16 protein-coding genes are annotated in these 12,217 nt (G+C 66.4%); 9 read left to right on the top strand and 7 right to left on the bottom strand.

Going from position 1 to position 12,217, the window contains the following annotated elements:
• Positions 1 to 73 precede the first annotated feature (73 nt).
• Positions 74 to 1,081, top strand: coding sequence for a Bug family tripartite tricarboxylate transporter substrate binding protein (locus L3V85_RS28715; RefSeq protein WP_237676037.1), 1,008 nt, complete (start codon positions 74 to 76; stop codon positions 1,079 to 1,081).
• An 18-nt stretch (positions 1,082 to 1,099) separates the two neighbouring features.
• Here the strand turns inward: L3V85_RS28715 and L3V85_RS28710 are convergent, their stop codons facing one another.
• Positions 1,100 to 2,575: an esterase-like activity of phytase family protein gene (locus L3V85_RS28710; protein WP_237676036.1), complete on the bottom strand. Its 1,476-nt coding sequence runs from the start codon at positions 2,573 to 2,575 to the stop codon at positions 1,100 to 1,102.
• Positions 2,576 to 2,654: 79 nt separating this feature from the next.
• The gene (locus L3V85_RS28705; RefSeq protein ID WP_237676035.1) at positions 2,655 to 3,440 is read right to left on the bottom strand and encodes an IclR family transcriptional regulator domain-containing protein; all 786 of its coding nucleotides are present in this window, start codon (positions 3,438 to 3,440) and stop codon (positions 2,655 to 2,657) included.
• Positions 3,441 to 3,576: 136 nt separating this feature from the next.
• Here L3V85_RS28705 and L3V85_RS28700 point away from each other — a divergent pair, with 136 nt between their 5' ends.
• From L3V85_RS28700 to L3V85_RS28675, 6 genes are all read left to right on the top strand, one after another.
• Complete coding sequence (locus L3V85_RS28700) at positions 3,577 to 4,278, top strand: 3-oxoacid CoA-transferase subunit A (protein ID WP_081269977.1); 702 nt, start codon at positions 3,577 to 3,579, stop codon at positions 4,276 to 4,278.
• Positions 4,275 to 4,922, top strand: coding sequence for a 3-oxoacid CoA-transferase subunit B (locus tag L3V85_RS28695; protein ID WP_081269976.1), 648 nt, complete (start codon positions 4,275 to 4,277; stop codon positions 4,920 to 4,922). The genes L3V85_RS28700 and L3V85_RS28695 overlap by 4 nt, the downstream gene beginning before the upstream one ends.
• A 34-nt stretch (positions 4,923 to 4,956) precedes the next feature.
• Positions 4,957 to 6,162 carry a 3-oxoadipyl-CoA thiolase gene (gene pcaF, locus L3V85_RS28690; RefSeq protein ID WP_237676034.1) on the top strand — a complete coding sequence of 402 codons (1,206 nt, stop codon included), beginning with the start codon at positions 4,957 to 4,959 and terminating at the stop codon, positions 6,160 to 6,162.
• Between the two features lie 121 nt (positions 6,163 to 6,283).
• Positions 6,284 to 7,303 (top strand): Bug family tripartite tricarboxylate transporter substrate binding protein, encoded by a 1,020-nt coding sequence (locus L3V85_RS28685; RefSeq protein WP_237676033.1) that lies wholly within the window; start codon positions 6,284 to 6,286, stop codon positions 7,301 to 7,303.
• An 84-nt stretch (positions 7,304 to 7,387) separates the two neighbouring features.
• Entirely contained in the window at positions 7,388 to 7,588 is a 201-nt protein-coding gene (locus tag L3V85_RS28680) for a hypothetical protein (protein ID WP_237676032.1), read from the top strand.
• Between the two features lie 7 nt (positions 7,589 to 7,595).
• A complete protein-coding gene (locus tag L3V85_RS28675; protein WP_237676031.1) occupies positions 7,596 to 8,327 on the top strand; it encodes a hypothetical protein in 732 nt (243 codons plus the stop codon).
• On the opposite strand, the gene L3V85_RS28670 is transcribed toward L3V85_RS28675, so the two are convergent.
• The 3 genes from L3V85_RS28670 to L3V85_RS28660 all read right to left on the bottom strand — a co-directional run bounded on the left by L3V85_RS28670 (position 8,324) and on the right by L3V85_RS28660 (position 9,934).
• Positions 8,324 to 8,740, bottom strand: coding sequence for a ribbon-helix-helix domain-containing protein (locus L3V85_RS28670; RefSeq protein ID WP_237676030.1), 417 nt, complete (start codon positions 8,738 to 8,740; stop codon positions 8,324 to 8,326). The two genes, L3V85_RS28675 and L3V85_RS28670, sit on opposite strands and share 4 nt — an antisense overlap.
• Positions 8,741 to 8,810: 70 nt before the next feature.
• Positions 8,811 to 9,389: a DJ-1/PfpI family protein gene (locus L3V85_RS28665; RefSeq protein WP_237676029.1), complete on the bottom strand. Its 579-nt coding sequence runs from the start codon at positions 9,387 to 9,389 to the stop codon at positions 8,811 to 8,813.
• Between the two features lie 122 nt (positions 9,390 to 9,511).
• A complete protein-coding gene (locus L3V85_RS28660) occupies positions 9,512 to 9,934 on the bottom strand; it encodes a hypothetical protein (RefSeq protein WP_237676028.1) in 423 nt (140 codons plus the stop codon).
• Positions 9,935 to 10,247: 313 nt separating this feature from the next.
• Between L3V85_RS28660 and L3V85_RS28655 the strand changes: the two genes are divergently transcribed.
• The gene (locus L3V85_RS28655; protein ID WP_237676027.1) at positions 10,248 to 10,664 is read left to right on the top strand and encodes a hypothetical protein; all 417 of its coding nucleotides are present in this window, start codon (positions 10,248 to 10,250) and stop codon (positions 10,662 to 10,664) included.
• A gap of 23 nt (positions 10,665 to 10,687) precedes the next feature.
• Here L3V85_RS28655 and L3V85_RS28650 read toward each other — a convergent pair whose 3' ends face one another.
• Positions 10,688 to 11,197: a DinB family protein gene (locus tag L3V85_RS28650; RefSeq protein WP_237676026.1), complete on the bottom strand. Its 510-nt coding sequence runs from the start codon at positions 11,195 to 11,197 to the stop codon at positions 10,688 to 10,690.
• Between the two features lie 122 nt (positions 11,198 to 11,319).
• Here L3V85_RS28650 and L3V85_RS28645 point away from each other — a divergent pair, with 122 nt between their 5' ends.
• Entirely contained in the window at positions 11,320 to 11,928 is a 609-nt protein-coding gene (locus L3V85_RS28645) for a TetR/AcrR family transcriptional regulator (protein ID WP_237676025.1), read from the top strand.
• Here L3V85_RS28645 and L3V85_RS28640 read toward each other — a convergent pair.
• On the bottom strand, positions 11,919 to 12,185 hold the full coding sequence (locus tag L3V85_RS28640; protein ID WP_237676024.1) for a hypothetical protein: 267 nt from the start codon (positions 12,183 to 12,185) through the stop codon (positions 11,919 to 11,921). The two genes, L3V85_RS28645 and L3V85_RS28640, sit on opposite strands and share 10 nt — an antisense overlap.
• Positions 12,186 to 12,217: the final 32 nt, after the last annotated feature.

Genomic DNA, 12,217 nt, shown 5'->3' with positions numbered 1-12,217 from the left:
GGCCTCATCCTGTAACGTTGTGTAAACGAAACGTTAGCGGTTTCCCCGGTTTTTCATTCTTTCTGGAGTCATCTTGACGATCACCAAACGCCGCTTGCTCGAAGGCGGCGCGGCAGCTGTCGCCGCCTCGCTGCTCGCGAAGGCTTCCTGGGCGCAGCAGCGCAACAACAACGGCGGCGATGCCTGGCCGACCAAGCCCTTGCACATCCTGGTGGGTTTCCCCGCCGGCGCATCGCCCGACCTCGCGGCCCGTGCCATTGCCGAGCCTCTGTCGAAGATCCTGCGCCAGCCGGTGACGGTGGAGAACAAGCCCGGCGCCAGCGGCAACACCGTGGCCGACCTGGTGGCGAAGGCCACCGACGACCACACCATCGGCGCGCTGATCAACGGCAATCTCACCATTGCCAAGCTGCTCAACCCGTCGCTGCCTTTCGATCCCGAGAAAGACTTCGCGCCCGTCGGCCTGATCGGCACCGCGCCGCTGGTGCTGGCGGTGTCGGGCAGCGCCACGGGCAAGACCGCGGCCGACCAGTTGCTGTGGGTGCGCAACCTCGGCAGCGGCGGCAAGTACGGCACGCCGGGCGTGGGCACCGTGGGCCACCTGGGCATGGAACTCATCAAGAGCCGCGCGGCCATCACCGCGCAGCACAAGCCCTACACCGGCAACCCGCAGGTCATCGCGGGCCTGCTGGCCAACGAGATCCAGCTGGCGCTGCTGCCCCCAGGCCTGGCGATGCCGCACATCAAGTCGGGAAAGATCAAGGCCATCGGCGTGACTTCGCCCGAGCGCAGCCCGCTGGCGAGCGAGCTGCCCACCATCCGCGACGCCGACGTGCGCGGCGCCGATCTCGAGATCTGGACCGCGCTCGCCGCGCCCGCCAGCATGAAGCCCTCGGCCGTGGCAAGGCTCAACGCCGCGCTGGTCGAAGTGATCAGCTCGCCCGAGGTGAGCCAGGCGCTGCTCAAGACCGGCTGGCAGGCGCAGCCCGGCTCGCCCGACACGCTGGCCAAGCGCATGCGCGCCGACACCACGCGCCTGGGCGGCGTGATCCTGATGAAGGGCATTCACTCGGAGGGCTGATGCCCCCGGGGTTCTCTCTCAAGTCTTCGATCCGGAGCGCTTGAACAGCGCCTGGTCGAAGCGGATCGTGATGACTTCCGTGTCGTCCGGCTTGCCGGGCACGCGGCCGTCTTCCGTGGGGAAGTTGGTGTCGATCGCGACGGCCAGCGTGTGGTCGTCCACCACCTCGACGCTCTCGACCGAATCGAAGGGCATGCTGAACTTGCCGGCCGGCACGCCGGGCAGCGGGCCGCCGATGTCCTTGGGGTCGGAGATGTTCAGCAGGTCCACCAGCAGCGTCTTCTTCAGCACGCCGTCGGCGTCCTTGACGTCCAGGTCCACCATGTACAGGCGCTTCACCACCGCCTTGGCGCCGTACAGGCCGTCGCGCTCGATCAGCACGAACCTGTTGCCGCCCACGTTGGTCATGTCGCCGATCACGATCTGGTTGTCCTTGGCGGGACCGTCTTTCTTGTAGACCGGGTTCTTGCCGGTGTAGAGCATCGAGGCCGGGTCGAACTCGAAGAAGTTCAGATAGCGCTCGTCGTCGGCCACCGGCCGCAGCGAGGCCAGCGAAGGCGCCGCCTCGGGCACCGCGAAGATGCGGCTGCCGTCGCTGTTGAAGGCAAGGCTCTCGAAGCCCCGGCTCGAGAGCGAGGTCGCGGCGGCGCTGCCGCTCATCACCAGCGGGTTGGACGGGCTGCGCAGGAACGGATGCGGCACCGGGTCTTCCATCAGCGTGCCGTTCTTGTCGAAGTGCAGGATGTAGGGGCCGAATTCCTCGCCCACGAACCAGGTGCCGTCCTTCGCGCGGGCGATCGACTCGACGTCGAAGTCGAAGCCCGTCAGGAGCCGACCGCTGACGATGCGCGGGTCCACGGGCTTGCCGCTGTCGACGATGCTGTTGCCCGTCACCGTCTGGTAGTTGGCGTAGTCGGCAATGATCTTCAGGTCCACGCCCTTGCCGTCCTTCAGGAAGCCCTTGGCGTCGTTGAAGGCGACATGGCTGTTCACCTTGACGGTGCCGGGCACCGTGGTGCCGTTGGGCACGGTGCGGAAATCGATGCTCACGTTGTAGAAGCCGACCACGAAGTCGCTGGAGTTGCCCTTGCTGCCGTAGCCGTTGTCGGGCAGGGCGGTCCAGGTGCCGTCGTCGTTCTTCAGCAGTGCTGAGAAGCCCGGCAGCGGCTGGCCGCCGACGAAGGGCGGTGTCACGCCGAACATGCTGGAGATGAACTGGCCCGTGGTCGGGCCGGGCCAGCGGAACGTGTCGGGCAGCGCGGCCCAGCCGGTCAGTTGGTGGGGCAGGCCCGCGGAGCTGTCCTGCGCGGGTGGCGCGGCAGGGGCGGGAGCGGGGGTTGGCGCGGGCGCTGCCTCCAGCGGCGGAAGTGCAATGCCACTCCCATTACCGCCGCCGCATGCGGCAAGGACCGCGGAAGAAACCGCCGCGATCAGCAGGCGACGCGGCAATACGGATGAAACGGACGAAATAGACCAGACCGAACGATCGGACATGAATGCACCCTCCCATGGTTTTTTAGTGCGAAGCGCAATCTAGAAAACCGTTGTGACGCATCCATGAATGCCCTTTTGCTCAGAGCATGCGCGAGATCCGGTCCGCCGATTCGCGCAGCGCCGGCAGCATCGTTTCCTGCATGGCCTTGGCGCTGGTGCGGTTCGCCTGCCCGCTGATGTTGAGCGCGGCCACCATGCGCCCCTGCCTGTCGACGATGGGCGCGGCCACAGAGACCAGGCCTTCTTCCAGCTCCTGGTTCACCAGGCACCACTGCTGCTTGCGCGCCTGCGCGACCTTGGCCATGAGCGCGTCGATGTCGGTCACGGTGTGCTTGGTCAGCGCCTCGATCTCGGAGGCTTCGAGCCGTGCGCGCACCTCGTCGTCCGGCAGGTCGGCCAACAGCAGCCGGCCCAGCGAGGTGCAATAGGCCGGCAGCCGCGAGCCCACGCCCAGGTTGATGTGCATGATCTTTTTCGTCGGCACGCGCAGCACGTAGACGATGTCGGTGGCGTCCAGCACGGCGGCCGAGCACGACTCCTGCACCTGCTGCACCAGCGCTTCCATCACCGGCTCCGCGCGATTCCAGATCGGCATCGACGACAGATACGCGAAGCCCAGGTCGAGGATGCGCGGCGTGAGCGTGAACAGCTTGCCGTCGGTCACCACGTAGCCCAGCGTCTGCAGCGTGAGCAGGATGCGGCGCGCGCCCGCGCGCGTGAGCCCGCTGACGGCCGCCACCTCGCTCAGCGTCTGGTGCGGCGCGTTGGCGCTGAACGAACGGATGACCTGCAGGCCGCGTGCGAAAGACTGCACGTAGCTGTCGCCGGGGGCGGGTGCGGCGGGTTGTGTCGCGTGGGTTGCCATGATGAGCGATCCTCTCTAGAATTCATTATACGAACAAATGTTCTTTAGACGAACAAATCGGCAATCCGCAAAAGTTTGCAGAATCAGGCGGATCGCGGTTCGGTTTCTTCTTTCCTCTCACCCGGAGACAAGCTTCATGATCAACAAGATCGCGCGCTCGGTCGCCGATGCCCTGTCGGGCATCCAGGACGGCGCCACGGTTCTCATCGGCGGCTTCGGCACCGCCGGCATCCCCGGCGAACTCATCGACGGCCTCGTCGAGCAGGGCGCCAAGGACCTCACGGTCGTCAACAACAACGCGGGCAACGGCGAGACTGGCCTGGCGGCGCTGCTCAAGACCGGCCGCGTGCGCAAGATCATCTGCAGCTTCCCGCGCCAGGCCGACAGCCAGGTGTTCGACGGGCTCTACCGCAGCGGCAAGATCGAGCTCGAACTCGTGCCCCAGGGCAACCTCGCCGAGCGCATTCGCGCCGCGGGCGCCGGCATCGGCGCTTTCTTCTGCCCCACGGGCTACGGCACGCAGTTGGCAGGCAACCGCGAGACCCGCGAGATCGACGGCAAGCAGTACGTTCTCGAGTACCCCATCCACGGCGACGTGGCGCTCATCAAGGCCGAGCGCGGCGACCGCTGGGGCAACCTGGTCTATCGCAAGGCGGCGCGCAACTTCGGCCCGGTGATGGCCATGGCCGCCAAGAAGACCATCGCTACCGTGCACGACATCGCCGAACTCGGCACCCTCGACCCCGAGACCATCGTGACCCCGGGCATCTTCGTGCACCAGGTGGTGCGCATCGAACGCGTGGCGACCCAGGCCGGCGGTTTCAAGAAGGCAGCATGACCATGACTTACACCCGTCGCACCAAGGACCAGTTGGCCGCCCGCGTCGCGCAGGACATCTTCGACGGCGCCGTCGTCAACCTCGGCATCGGCCAGCCCACGCTGGTGGCCAACCATCTGCCCAAGGGCCGCGAGGTCATCCTGCAGAGCGAGAACGGCATCCTTGGCATGGGCCCGGCGCCCGAGGCCGGCGAAGAGGACTACGACCTCATCAACGCCGGCAAGCAGCCCGTCACCCTGCTGCCGGGCGGCGCCTTCTTCCACCACGCCGACAGCTTCGCGATGATGCGCGGCGGCCACCTCGACATCTGCGTGCTCGGCGCGTTCCAGGTGTCGGCCACCGGCGACCTCGCCAACTGGCACACCGGAGAGAAAGACGCCATTCCCGCCGTCGGCGGCGCCATGGACCTGGCCATCGGCGCCAAGCAGACCTGGGTCATGATGGACCTGCTGACCAAGCAGGGCGCGAGCAAGCTGGTGAAGGAATGCACCTATCCGCTGACCGGCATCGCCTGCGTCAAGCGCGTGTATTCCGACCTCGCCACGCTCGAATGCACGCCGCAGGGCCTGAAGCTCATCGACCTGGTCGACGGCCTGAGCCGCGAAGAACTCGAGAAGCTCGTCGGTCTGCCGATTGCCGCCTGATCCCTTTCAAGCCATTACAGAGACACACCACACCATGACCAACCAAGCCTTCATCTGCGACGCCGTTCGCACTCCCTTCGGCCGCTACGGCGGTTCGCTCAGCAGCGTGCGCACCGACGACCTCGGCGCCGTGCCCCTGCGCGCTCTGATGGAACGCAACAAGAACGTCGACTGGCAGGCCGTGAGCGACGTGCTCTACGGCTGCGCCAACCAGGCCGGCGAAGACAACCGCAACGTCGCGCGCATGTCGGCGCTGCTGGCCGGCCTGCCGATCGAGCTGGGCGGCGCCACCATCAACCGCCTGTGCGGTTCGGGCCTCGATGCGGTGGGCACCGCCGCACGCGCCATTCGCGCCGGTGAAGCCGGCCTCATGATTGCCGGCGGCGTGGAAAGCATGAGCCGCGCGCCCTTCGTCATGCCCAAGGCCGAGAGCGCCTTCAGCCGCAACAACGCGGTGTACGACACCACCATCGGCTGGCGCTTCGTCAACAAGCTCATGAAGGCGCAGTACGGCGTCGACTCCATGCCAGAGACGGCGGAGAACGTGGCCACCGACTACAAGATCGAGCGCGAGGCGCAAGACCTGATGGCCCTGAACTCGCAGCTGCGCGCCGTGGCCTCGCAGAAGTCGGGCTTCTTCGATTCTGAAATCGTGCCCGTGACCGTGCCGCAGAAGAAGGGCGACGCCATCATCGTCAACAAGGACGAGCATCCGCGCGAGACCAGCCTCGAATCGCTCGCCAAGCTCAAGGGCGTGGTGCGCCCCGACGGCACCGTCACCGCCGGCAATGCCAGCGGCGTGAACGACGGCGCGTGCGCGCTGCTGCTGGCCGACGAAGCCAGCGCCGCCAGGCACGGCCTCACGCCGCGCGCCCGCGTGGTCGGCATGGCCACCGCCGGCGTCGCGCCGCGCGTGATGGGCATCGGCCCGGCGCCCGCCACGCAGAAGGTGCTGGCGCTCACCGGCCTGACCATCGACCAGATCGACGTCATCGAACTCAACGAAGCCTTTGCAGCCCAAGGCCTCGCCGTGCTGCGCCTGCTGGGCCTGAAGGACGACGACGCCCGCGTGAACATCAACGGCGGCGCCATCGCGCTGGGTCACCCGCTGGGCGCCAGCGGCGCCCGCCTGGCCACCACGGCGGTGAACCAGCTGCACAAGGGCGGTGGCCGCTATGCGCTGTGCACGATGTGCATCGGCGTGGGCCAGGGCATCGCGGTGATTCTCGAACGCGTCTGACGCCGCACTGCGAACGAACACACAACAACAAGAAGAGAACCAACAAGCCATCGGAAGCCGCACGCATAGCGGCCCGATGGCTTTTTTTCAATCATGAGGATCTAGAAAAGAGGATCAGAGGATGAAGAAGAACACAACGAAGCCGACGCGCCGCAATGTCGGCCTGGCCGCACTGGCGCTCGCCGCCGCCGCGCTGGTGCCCGCCACCGCATCTGCGCAGCAGCAACAGCCACAGCAGGCTTTTCCCACCAAGCCCGTGCGCATCATCACGCCGTTCCCGGTGGGCGGTGGCCCCGACGGCGTGGCGCGCCTGGTGGCCGACAAGCTCGCGCGTGCCTGGGGCCAGCCCGTGGTGGTGGAGAACCGCCCGGGCGGCAACGGCTTCATCGCCATCGACGCCTTCAAGCGCGGCGCGAGGGACGGCCACGACATCATCGTGCTCGACAACGTGCACCTGGCCGCATATCCGGCGCTCTTCAAGAAGCTGCCCTACGACACCGGCAAGGACTTCGACGCGCTGCTGCCGCTGTTCAAGACCTACTTCTTCTTCACGGTGGCCACCAACAGCAAGTACAAGACCATCGGCGACCTGATCGCCGATGCGAAGGCCAACCCCGGCAAGCTGGACTACGGCTCGTGGTCGGTCGGCAATCCGGTGCACCTGGGCTCGGAGCTGTTCGAGTCGGCCACCGGCACGCAGATGGAGCACATCGTCTACAAGGAAACCACGCAGCTCTACACCTCGGTGGCTACGGGCGAGCTGGCTTTCGCACTGGGCAGCAGCGCCACCGCCGGCCCGCTGCAGCGCGCGAACAAGCTGCGCTTCCTGGCCGCAGCCGCGCCGCAGCGCGTGGCCGCCTTTCCCGACGTGCCGACGGTTTCCGAATCGGGCGGCCCGAAGGGCTTCGAAGTCATCGGCTGGAACGCCATCGCCGTGCCCAAGGGCCTGCCCGCGGCGGTCACCGAGAAGATCAAGCGCGACATCGAGAAGGGCCTGTCGGAACCCGACGTGCTGGAGAAGTTCAAGAGCTTCGGCTATGAGCCGTTCCCGACCACCCGCCCGCAGTTCGACCAGTTCGTGGCGAGCGAGACCGCGCGCTTCACCGACGTGATCCGCAAGGCCAACGTGTCGCTCGACTGACGCCGGCGCGGCCGCGCCGCCGCACGTCTTTTCCTTTAAAGTGCCTTGGCCTGCAAGGGGCGGGCGCACAGGGGAGGACATCGATTGACGACAGAGCGTGCATTCGAAGCGGCGGCGCATGCCGACACGCCCGCGCTGCGCACCTGGGTTGCCAGGGTGGCACCCTTCGCTAAGGTCGACATGGTGCGAAGCTGCGAAGTCCTCGTTCGCCGCTTTGCCGATGATGCGCCGGAGGGCCACCCGCGCGTCGGTGGCAGCGATGCACGAATCCATAGGCGATGGTGATGAATAGATGAATCTGAACGCACTTGCCCGCAAGGCATCGAAAGGGCCTGCGCCTCTGGCCTATGGCGGATCGATGGAGGTCGAAGACATGATCCGTTTCGCGATGGTCCACGGTGCCGAAGGGGCGGACGAAATCGAACGCCTTTGCGCACAGTACGGCTGGCTGAGCGACGGCATGCGCGAAGACGGAACGCGCGTCGTGCCTCTGGCTCAATGGGCACGGGCCTGCGCTGCCTTTGGGCGCGGTGGTGTCCCCGCGTTGAGGCTGCTGCTGGGCGACCCTGTGCACGCAAGCTTTGCCATCGGCGTCCTGCAAGAGGTGAAGACTGTCGAGAGCGTGCGGGCACTGATCGGTTTTTGCGTTTCGGCTCAATGGCAATCGATGGCCGTCACGCATGCCGAATGGAAAGCACTGGCGGCTTTGAACCAGCTGCTGAGCTTCGACGATAGTGTGAAGGTCGACGAGGCCGTCATGGATGATCTTCTGGAAATCGTGACGCAGGCGTTCGGTGCGACCCTTGTGCCCTTCCTCCAGAGCATTTGTCTCTGGGCCCTTCGCGGCGCACCCACAGAAAGGTCCCTTGCGTGGGTGCAGGCGCTCAAGGTCGCGGATGCGGATGTCGAAGCGGCACGGGTAACTGCGATCAAGTCCCTCAAGCGCCGCTTGTCGCCTGCCTACAAAGCGCCCGATGGCCAACAGAAGCGGCAGATCCGGCGGCAGCGCGCCGAAGATGTCTAACGCTGCGCTGCAATGTGCAGCGTGCGCACCCGACCCTGTGCAGGCTGCGCCTCCAACGCCGGCCGCCCCCACCCCTGCGGCAACTCATGCAGCACCGCCTTCGCATCGAGCGAGCGGATGGCCACGGAGGTGTCCGCCGGAATGCGTCCCTGCGCCAGCATTGCCTCGTAGCGCAAGGCACTCACGCGCAGGAAGGAAGCGAAGTTGCCGACTTCGCCGCGCGCCGCGACAAGCTCGTCGTAGAGGCGCTCGATGAGCTGCACCACGACCATGCCGTCGCGCTGCGCGATTTCCTCGAGCACCTGCCAGAACAGGTTCTCGAGCCGGATGCTGGTGACCACGCCGTGCAGGCGCACCGAGCGCGTGCGCGCGTCGTAGCTCTGCGGGTCGGCGCTGATGAAGACTTCGCACATGGGCTGTCTCCTTTGCGGGATGGGTGGATGGACGACGCACGCACTGTAGCGCCGCCCATCGCGAAATCAATCAGTGCTCGATGCGCGTGCCGAGCACCACCAGGAACTGAGAGAGCCACGCCGGGTGCGCCGGCCACGCAGGCGCGGTGACCAGGTTGCGGTCGGTCACGGCCTGGTCGACCGGAATGCCCATGTACTCGGCGCCGGCGAGTTCCACCTCGACCTGGCAGGCGGGGTAGGCCGAGACCTTGCGGCCCTTGAGCAGGCCGGTGGCGGCGAGCAGCTGCGCGCCGTGGCAGACGGCGGCCAGCGGCTTGTCTGCGGCCAGGAAGTGCCTGGCGATCTCGACCACGCGGCTGTTCATGCGCAGGTATTCGGGCGCGCGGCCGCCGGGGATGACGAGCGCGTCGTAGGCCTCGGGGCGCACGTCGGCGAAGTTGGCGTTCAGCGTGAAGCGGTGGCCCGGTTTCTCGCTGTAGGTCTGTGCGCCTTCGAAGTCGTGGATGGCGGTGTGCACCCAGTCGCCGGCCTTCTTGTCGGGTGCCACCGCGTGCACCGTGTGGCCCACGGCCAGCAGGGCCTGGAAGGGCACCATGGTTTCGTAGTCTTCGGCGTAGTCGCCGCAGAGCATGAGGATCTTGCGAGCCATCTGATTTGTCTCCTTCGAACGAGGTTGGAATGCGGTGCGCGAGCGACCGTCACCGCATTATTCGAAGGCGGATGGCGCAGCGGGTAGCAGCCGGCTGTGATCGCTCGCGCCTTGCCCTGGCCTCAGATGAGCGTCGCGCTCACCCCGCGCGCCACTGCGGGTGCGATGCCGGCGTAGAAGAAGTCCAGGTTGTCCTCGGGGCCGTTGACGGCGCGCCCGCGCACCTTGGCCATCGCGCAGACGCCGACCTGGGCATCGTCCTTGCCGATGACGAGAACGAAGGGGTTGTCTTCGTCGCCCCGCAGATAGCGCCCGCCGAATTCGCGGCGCGCGACCTCGAAGACGTATGCCGACGCGAGGAAGTGAAGATCGTCCGGCAGGGGCGCCTGCTGCTTGAAGAAGTCGTCGAGCACGCGGTCGACCAGCGACAGGGAGGACGCCGTGTAGTCCAGCCGCGCGCCGTCGATGGGCGCGCCGGGCCGCGAGAACGCACCGACGAAGTCGTTGGCCTGCGAAGCCATGCCTTCCTCGATCGTTTCAGGCATGGCCGGTTTCTTTTTCTTCAGGAGGTCGAACAGTCCCATGGTTGCGGTTTTCCTTCGTCGGATGTGTGGATGCGATGCGCTCGCAATCGGTTGACTGTGGCAGAACCCGCTGCTCGCGCGCAAGCAGGAATTCGAAGTACACCGGCGCGGCTAACAGAAGTTCGCAGAGGTTGCAGCGCTCGCGAAAGAGCTACTCCACGCCTCGGGGCCGTCACGGATCTGCCTTGTGCCGTTAATAGTCTTGCTCAGGGTTTTCCCGAATCACAGAGGCAAGACCCCATCCAGACAGACAACCCATAGAAAAGACGGAACCATGAAAACCACTCACCTCGCCCTCGCTGCCGCACTCGCCGTGCTGGCCGTCGCTTCCGCCAATGCCCAGCAACGCACCCGCGAAGCTGTGGAGGCAGAAGCCATCGCCGCCGCCCATGCCAAGGACCAGAACGTCACGCGCGGCTCGCGCGGCGCCGATCCGTTCAAGTCCGTGGCCGATCCTGAAGCCGTGTACAAGCAGGCCGTCGACACGGCCCATGCGCCGAACCAGAACGTGACCCGCGGCTCGCGCGGTCCGGACCCCTTCACCTCCAGCCGTGACCCGGCCCAGGTCTACCAGGAAGCCATGGCCACCGCCGCGGCTCCCGACCAGAACGTGACTGGCGGCTCGCGCGTCAACAGCAAGGTGATCTCCACCATGGAGAACCCCGTGCTGAAGGCCGCGCAAGGCAAGTAAGCAAGGCAAGTACGCCGGGCCGCTCAGGCGCGCATGCGGCGCGCGGGCTCGGCCTGGTGCAGGAAGCCGGTGAATGTGTCGGGGGGCGACGCGCCCATCAGCCGCCACATGATCCGGCCGACCTCGCCCCGGTGGTAGCCGGCATGGGTCGCCACGTGGCCCAGCATCTCCTCGCGCGACATGCGCCCGGCGGCGCCGTCGGTGAAGGTGAAGTCGATGCTTTCCGCAAGCTCTTCCGCGCTCACGCGCGCGGTGTAGTCGACGTACCAGCGATCCGTTTTCCTCGCTGCATCAGCCAGCTCCCGCAACGTTGGAATGACTTCAGACCCTGTCGCGGCGTAGCCGTGATTCATGCGCTGGAGGTTCGCCATGAAGATGCGGTCGACGATGCATGCATGGTTGAACACTCGCATTGCGGTGCGGTATTCCGCCTCCGGCGCCTTTTCGGCCAGCGTGGCCAGCCCCTCCAGCAGTTCTTCGTCCGCCCAGGTCTTGTAGCGGAACAGTGAAGTCAAAAGCGTCTGCGTCGTCATCGCGGTTCCCTTGGATTAAAACGGCACACTTCGCATCCATCGACCGATGGCGGATGTGCACGGTCTTATTCTTGAGGGGAGCCTCGAACTTGGGTACTCGCATTCCTTCGCAGCACAAGAGCATGCGCAAAGCACCGCGGCAACAGCGTTCGCGCGCCACGGTCGATGTGATCGTCGAGGCCGCTGCTCGCGTTCTGGGGCGCCGGGGCTGGGCGCGATTCACGACGAATGAGATCGCTGCGGTCGCGGGCGTCAGTGTCGGATCGCTGTACCAGTACTTCCCGAACAAGCTGGCCATTGCCGAGGCGATCCGGCAGCGGCACCTCGACGAAGTGCTGCGGGTGCTGTCCGCCGCGGACGAGCAGAGCGAGACGCTCGCGCTAGAGCAGCGGGTCGGCCGGTTCATCGACGGCGTCATCGCCGCCCATTCCATCGACCAGGCGCTGCACCACGTGCTGGTCGACGAGGTGCCGCTGGGGGCACGCTCGAGCTATGTGGCGTTCGAGGCCGAGTACCAACGGCGCTATCGGGGGCTGCTGGCTGCAGCCGATGAACGGAGTGACGACGATGGGGCGGTCATGGCCGCGCGGATGCTCTCGTCGGCCGTCGAAGGTGTTGTCCACTCGGCGGCCGGCCGCAACGAACTCGGCTCGGCGGCGCTGAGGACCGAACTGGTCCGGCTGATCCTTGCCTACCTGCGCGACCGAGGCGGCGGCGAGACTCAGGCGTAGGCCTTGGCCGAACGCAACTGCAGCATCGCCAGCATCCGCGCCTCTTCCGCGTCGCGCAGGCTCTTGGCTGCGCGGGCGGCGGCATACGACACATACATCGTCTCGATGGCCTTGCCCCAGGCTTGCGGCGTCTGATGCACCGTGTCGGCAGGCAGGCTTGCCGTGCCCAGTCCTCCAACGTGGTGCTCGATCGGACACGCGGGAACGTCGTACCCCGCCTTGCGCAGGATGTTGGCCTTGTGATGTGTGCTGAGCATGCGGGCGCCTCCTCTGTCTGTCGTGCAAGGAC

The organism is Variovorax paradoxus, from assembly GCF_022009635.1.
Lineage (GTDB): Bacteria > Pseudomonadota > Gammaproteobacteria > Burkholderiales > Burkholderiaceae_C > Variovorax.
Note: the sequence above shows the minus strand (reverse complement) of the source record. Positions and strands in the feature narration are given on the sequence as shown.

What these genes read in the sequence shown, in the direction of transcription:
- L3V85_RS28710 (WP_237676036.1), bottom strand. Translation starts at nt 2,575, where the DNA reads ATGTCCGATCGTTCGGTCTGGTCTATTTCGTCCGTTTCATCCGTATTG.
- L3V85_RS28705 (WP_237676035.1), bottom strand. Translation starts at nt 3,440, where the DNA reads ATGGCAACCCACGCGACACAACCCGCCGCACCCGCCCCCGGCGACAGC.
- L3V85_RS28700 (WP_081269977.1), top strand. Translation starts at nt 3,577, where the DNA reads ATGATCAACAAGATCGCGCGCTCGGTCGCCGATGCCCTGTCGGGCATC.
- L3V85_RS28695 (WP_081269976.1), top strand. Translation starts at nt 4,275, where the DNA reads ATGACCATGACTTACACCCGTCGCACCAAGGACCAGTTGGCCGCCCGC.
- pcaF (WP_237676034.1), top strand. Translation starts at nt 4,957, where the DNA reads ATGACCAACCAAGCCTTCATCTGCGACGCCGTTCGCACTCCCTTCGGC.
- L3V85_RS28685 (WP_237676033.1), top strand. Translation starts at nt 6,284, where the DNA reads ATGAAGAAGAACACAACGAAGCCGACGCGCCGCAATGTCGGCCTGGCC.
- L3V85_RS28675 (WP_237676031.1), top strand. Translation starts at nt 7,596, where the DNA reads ATGAATCTGAACGCACTTGCCCGCAAGGCATCGAAAGGGCCTGCGCCT.
- L3V85_RS28670 (WP_237676030.1), bottom strand. Translation starts at nt 8,740, where the DNA reads ATGTGCGAAGTCTTCATCAGCGCCGACCCGCAGAGCTACGACGCGCGC.
- L3V85_RS28665 (WP_237676029.1), bottom strand. Translation starts at nt 9,389, where the DNA reads ATGGCTCGCAAGATCCTCATGCTCTGCGGCGACTACGCCGAAGACTAC.
- L3V85_RS28660 (WP_237676028.1), bottom strand. Translation starts at nt 9,934, where the DNA reads ATGCCTGAAACGATCGAGGAAGGCATGGCTTCGCAGGCCAACGACTTC.
- L3V85_RS28655 (WP_237676027.1), top strand. Translation starts at nt 10,248, where the DNA reads ATGAAAACCACTCACCTCGCCCTCGCTGCCGCACTCGCCGTGCTGGCC.
- L3V85_RS28650 (WP_237676026.1), bottom strand. Translation starts at nt 11,197, where the DNA reads ATGACGACGCAGACGCTTTTGACTTCACTGTTCCGCTACAAGACCTGG.
- L3V85_RS28645 (WP_237676025.1), top strand. Translation starts at nt 11,320, where the DNA reads ATGCGCAAAGCACCGCGGCAACAGCGTTCGCGCGCCACGGTCGATGTG.
- L3V85_RS28640 (WP_237676024.1), bottom strand. Translation starts at nt 12,185, where the DNA reads ATGCTCAGCACACATCACAAGGCCAACATCCTGCGCAAGGCGGGGTAC.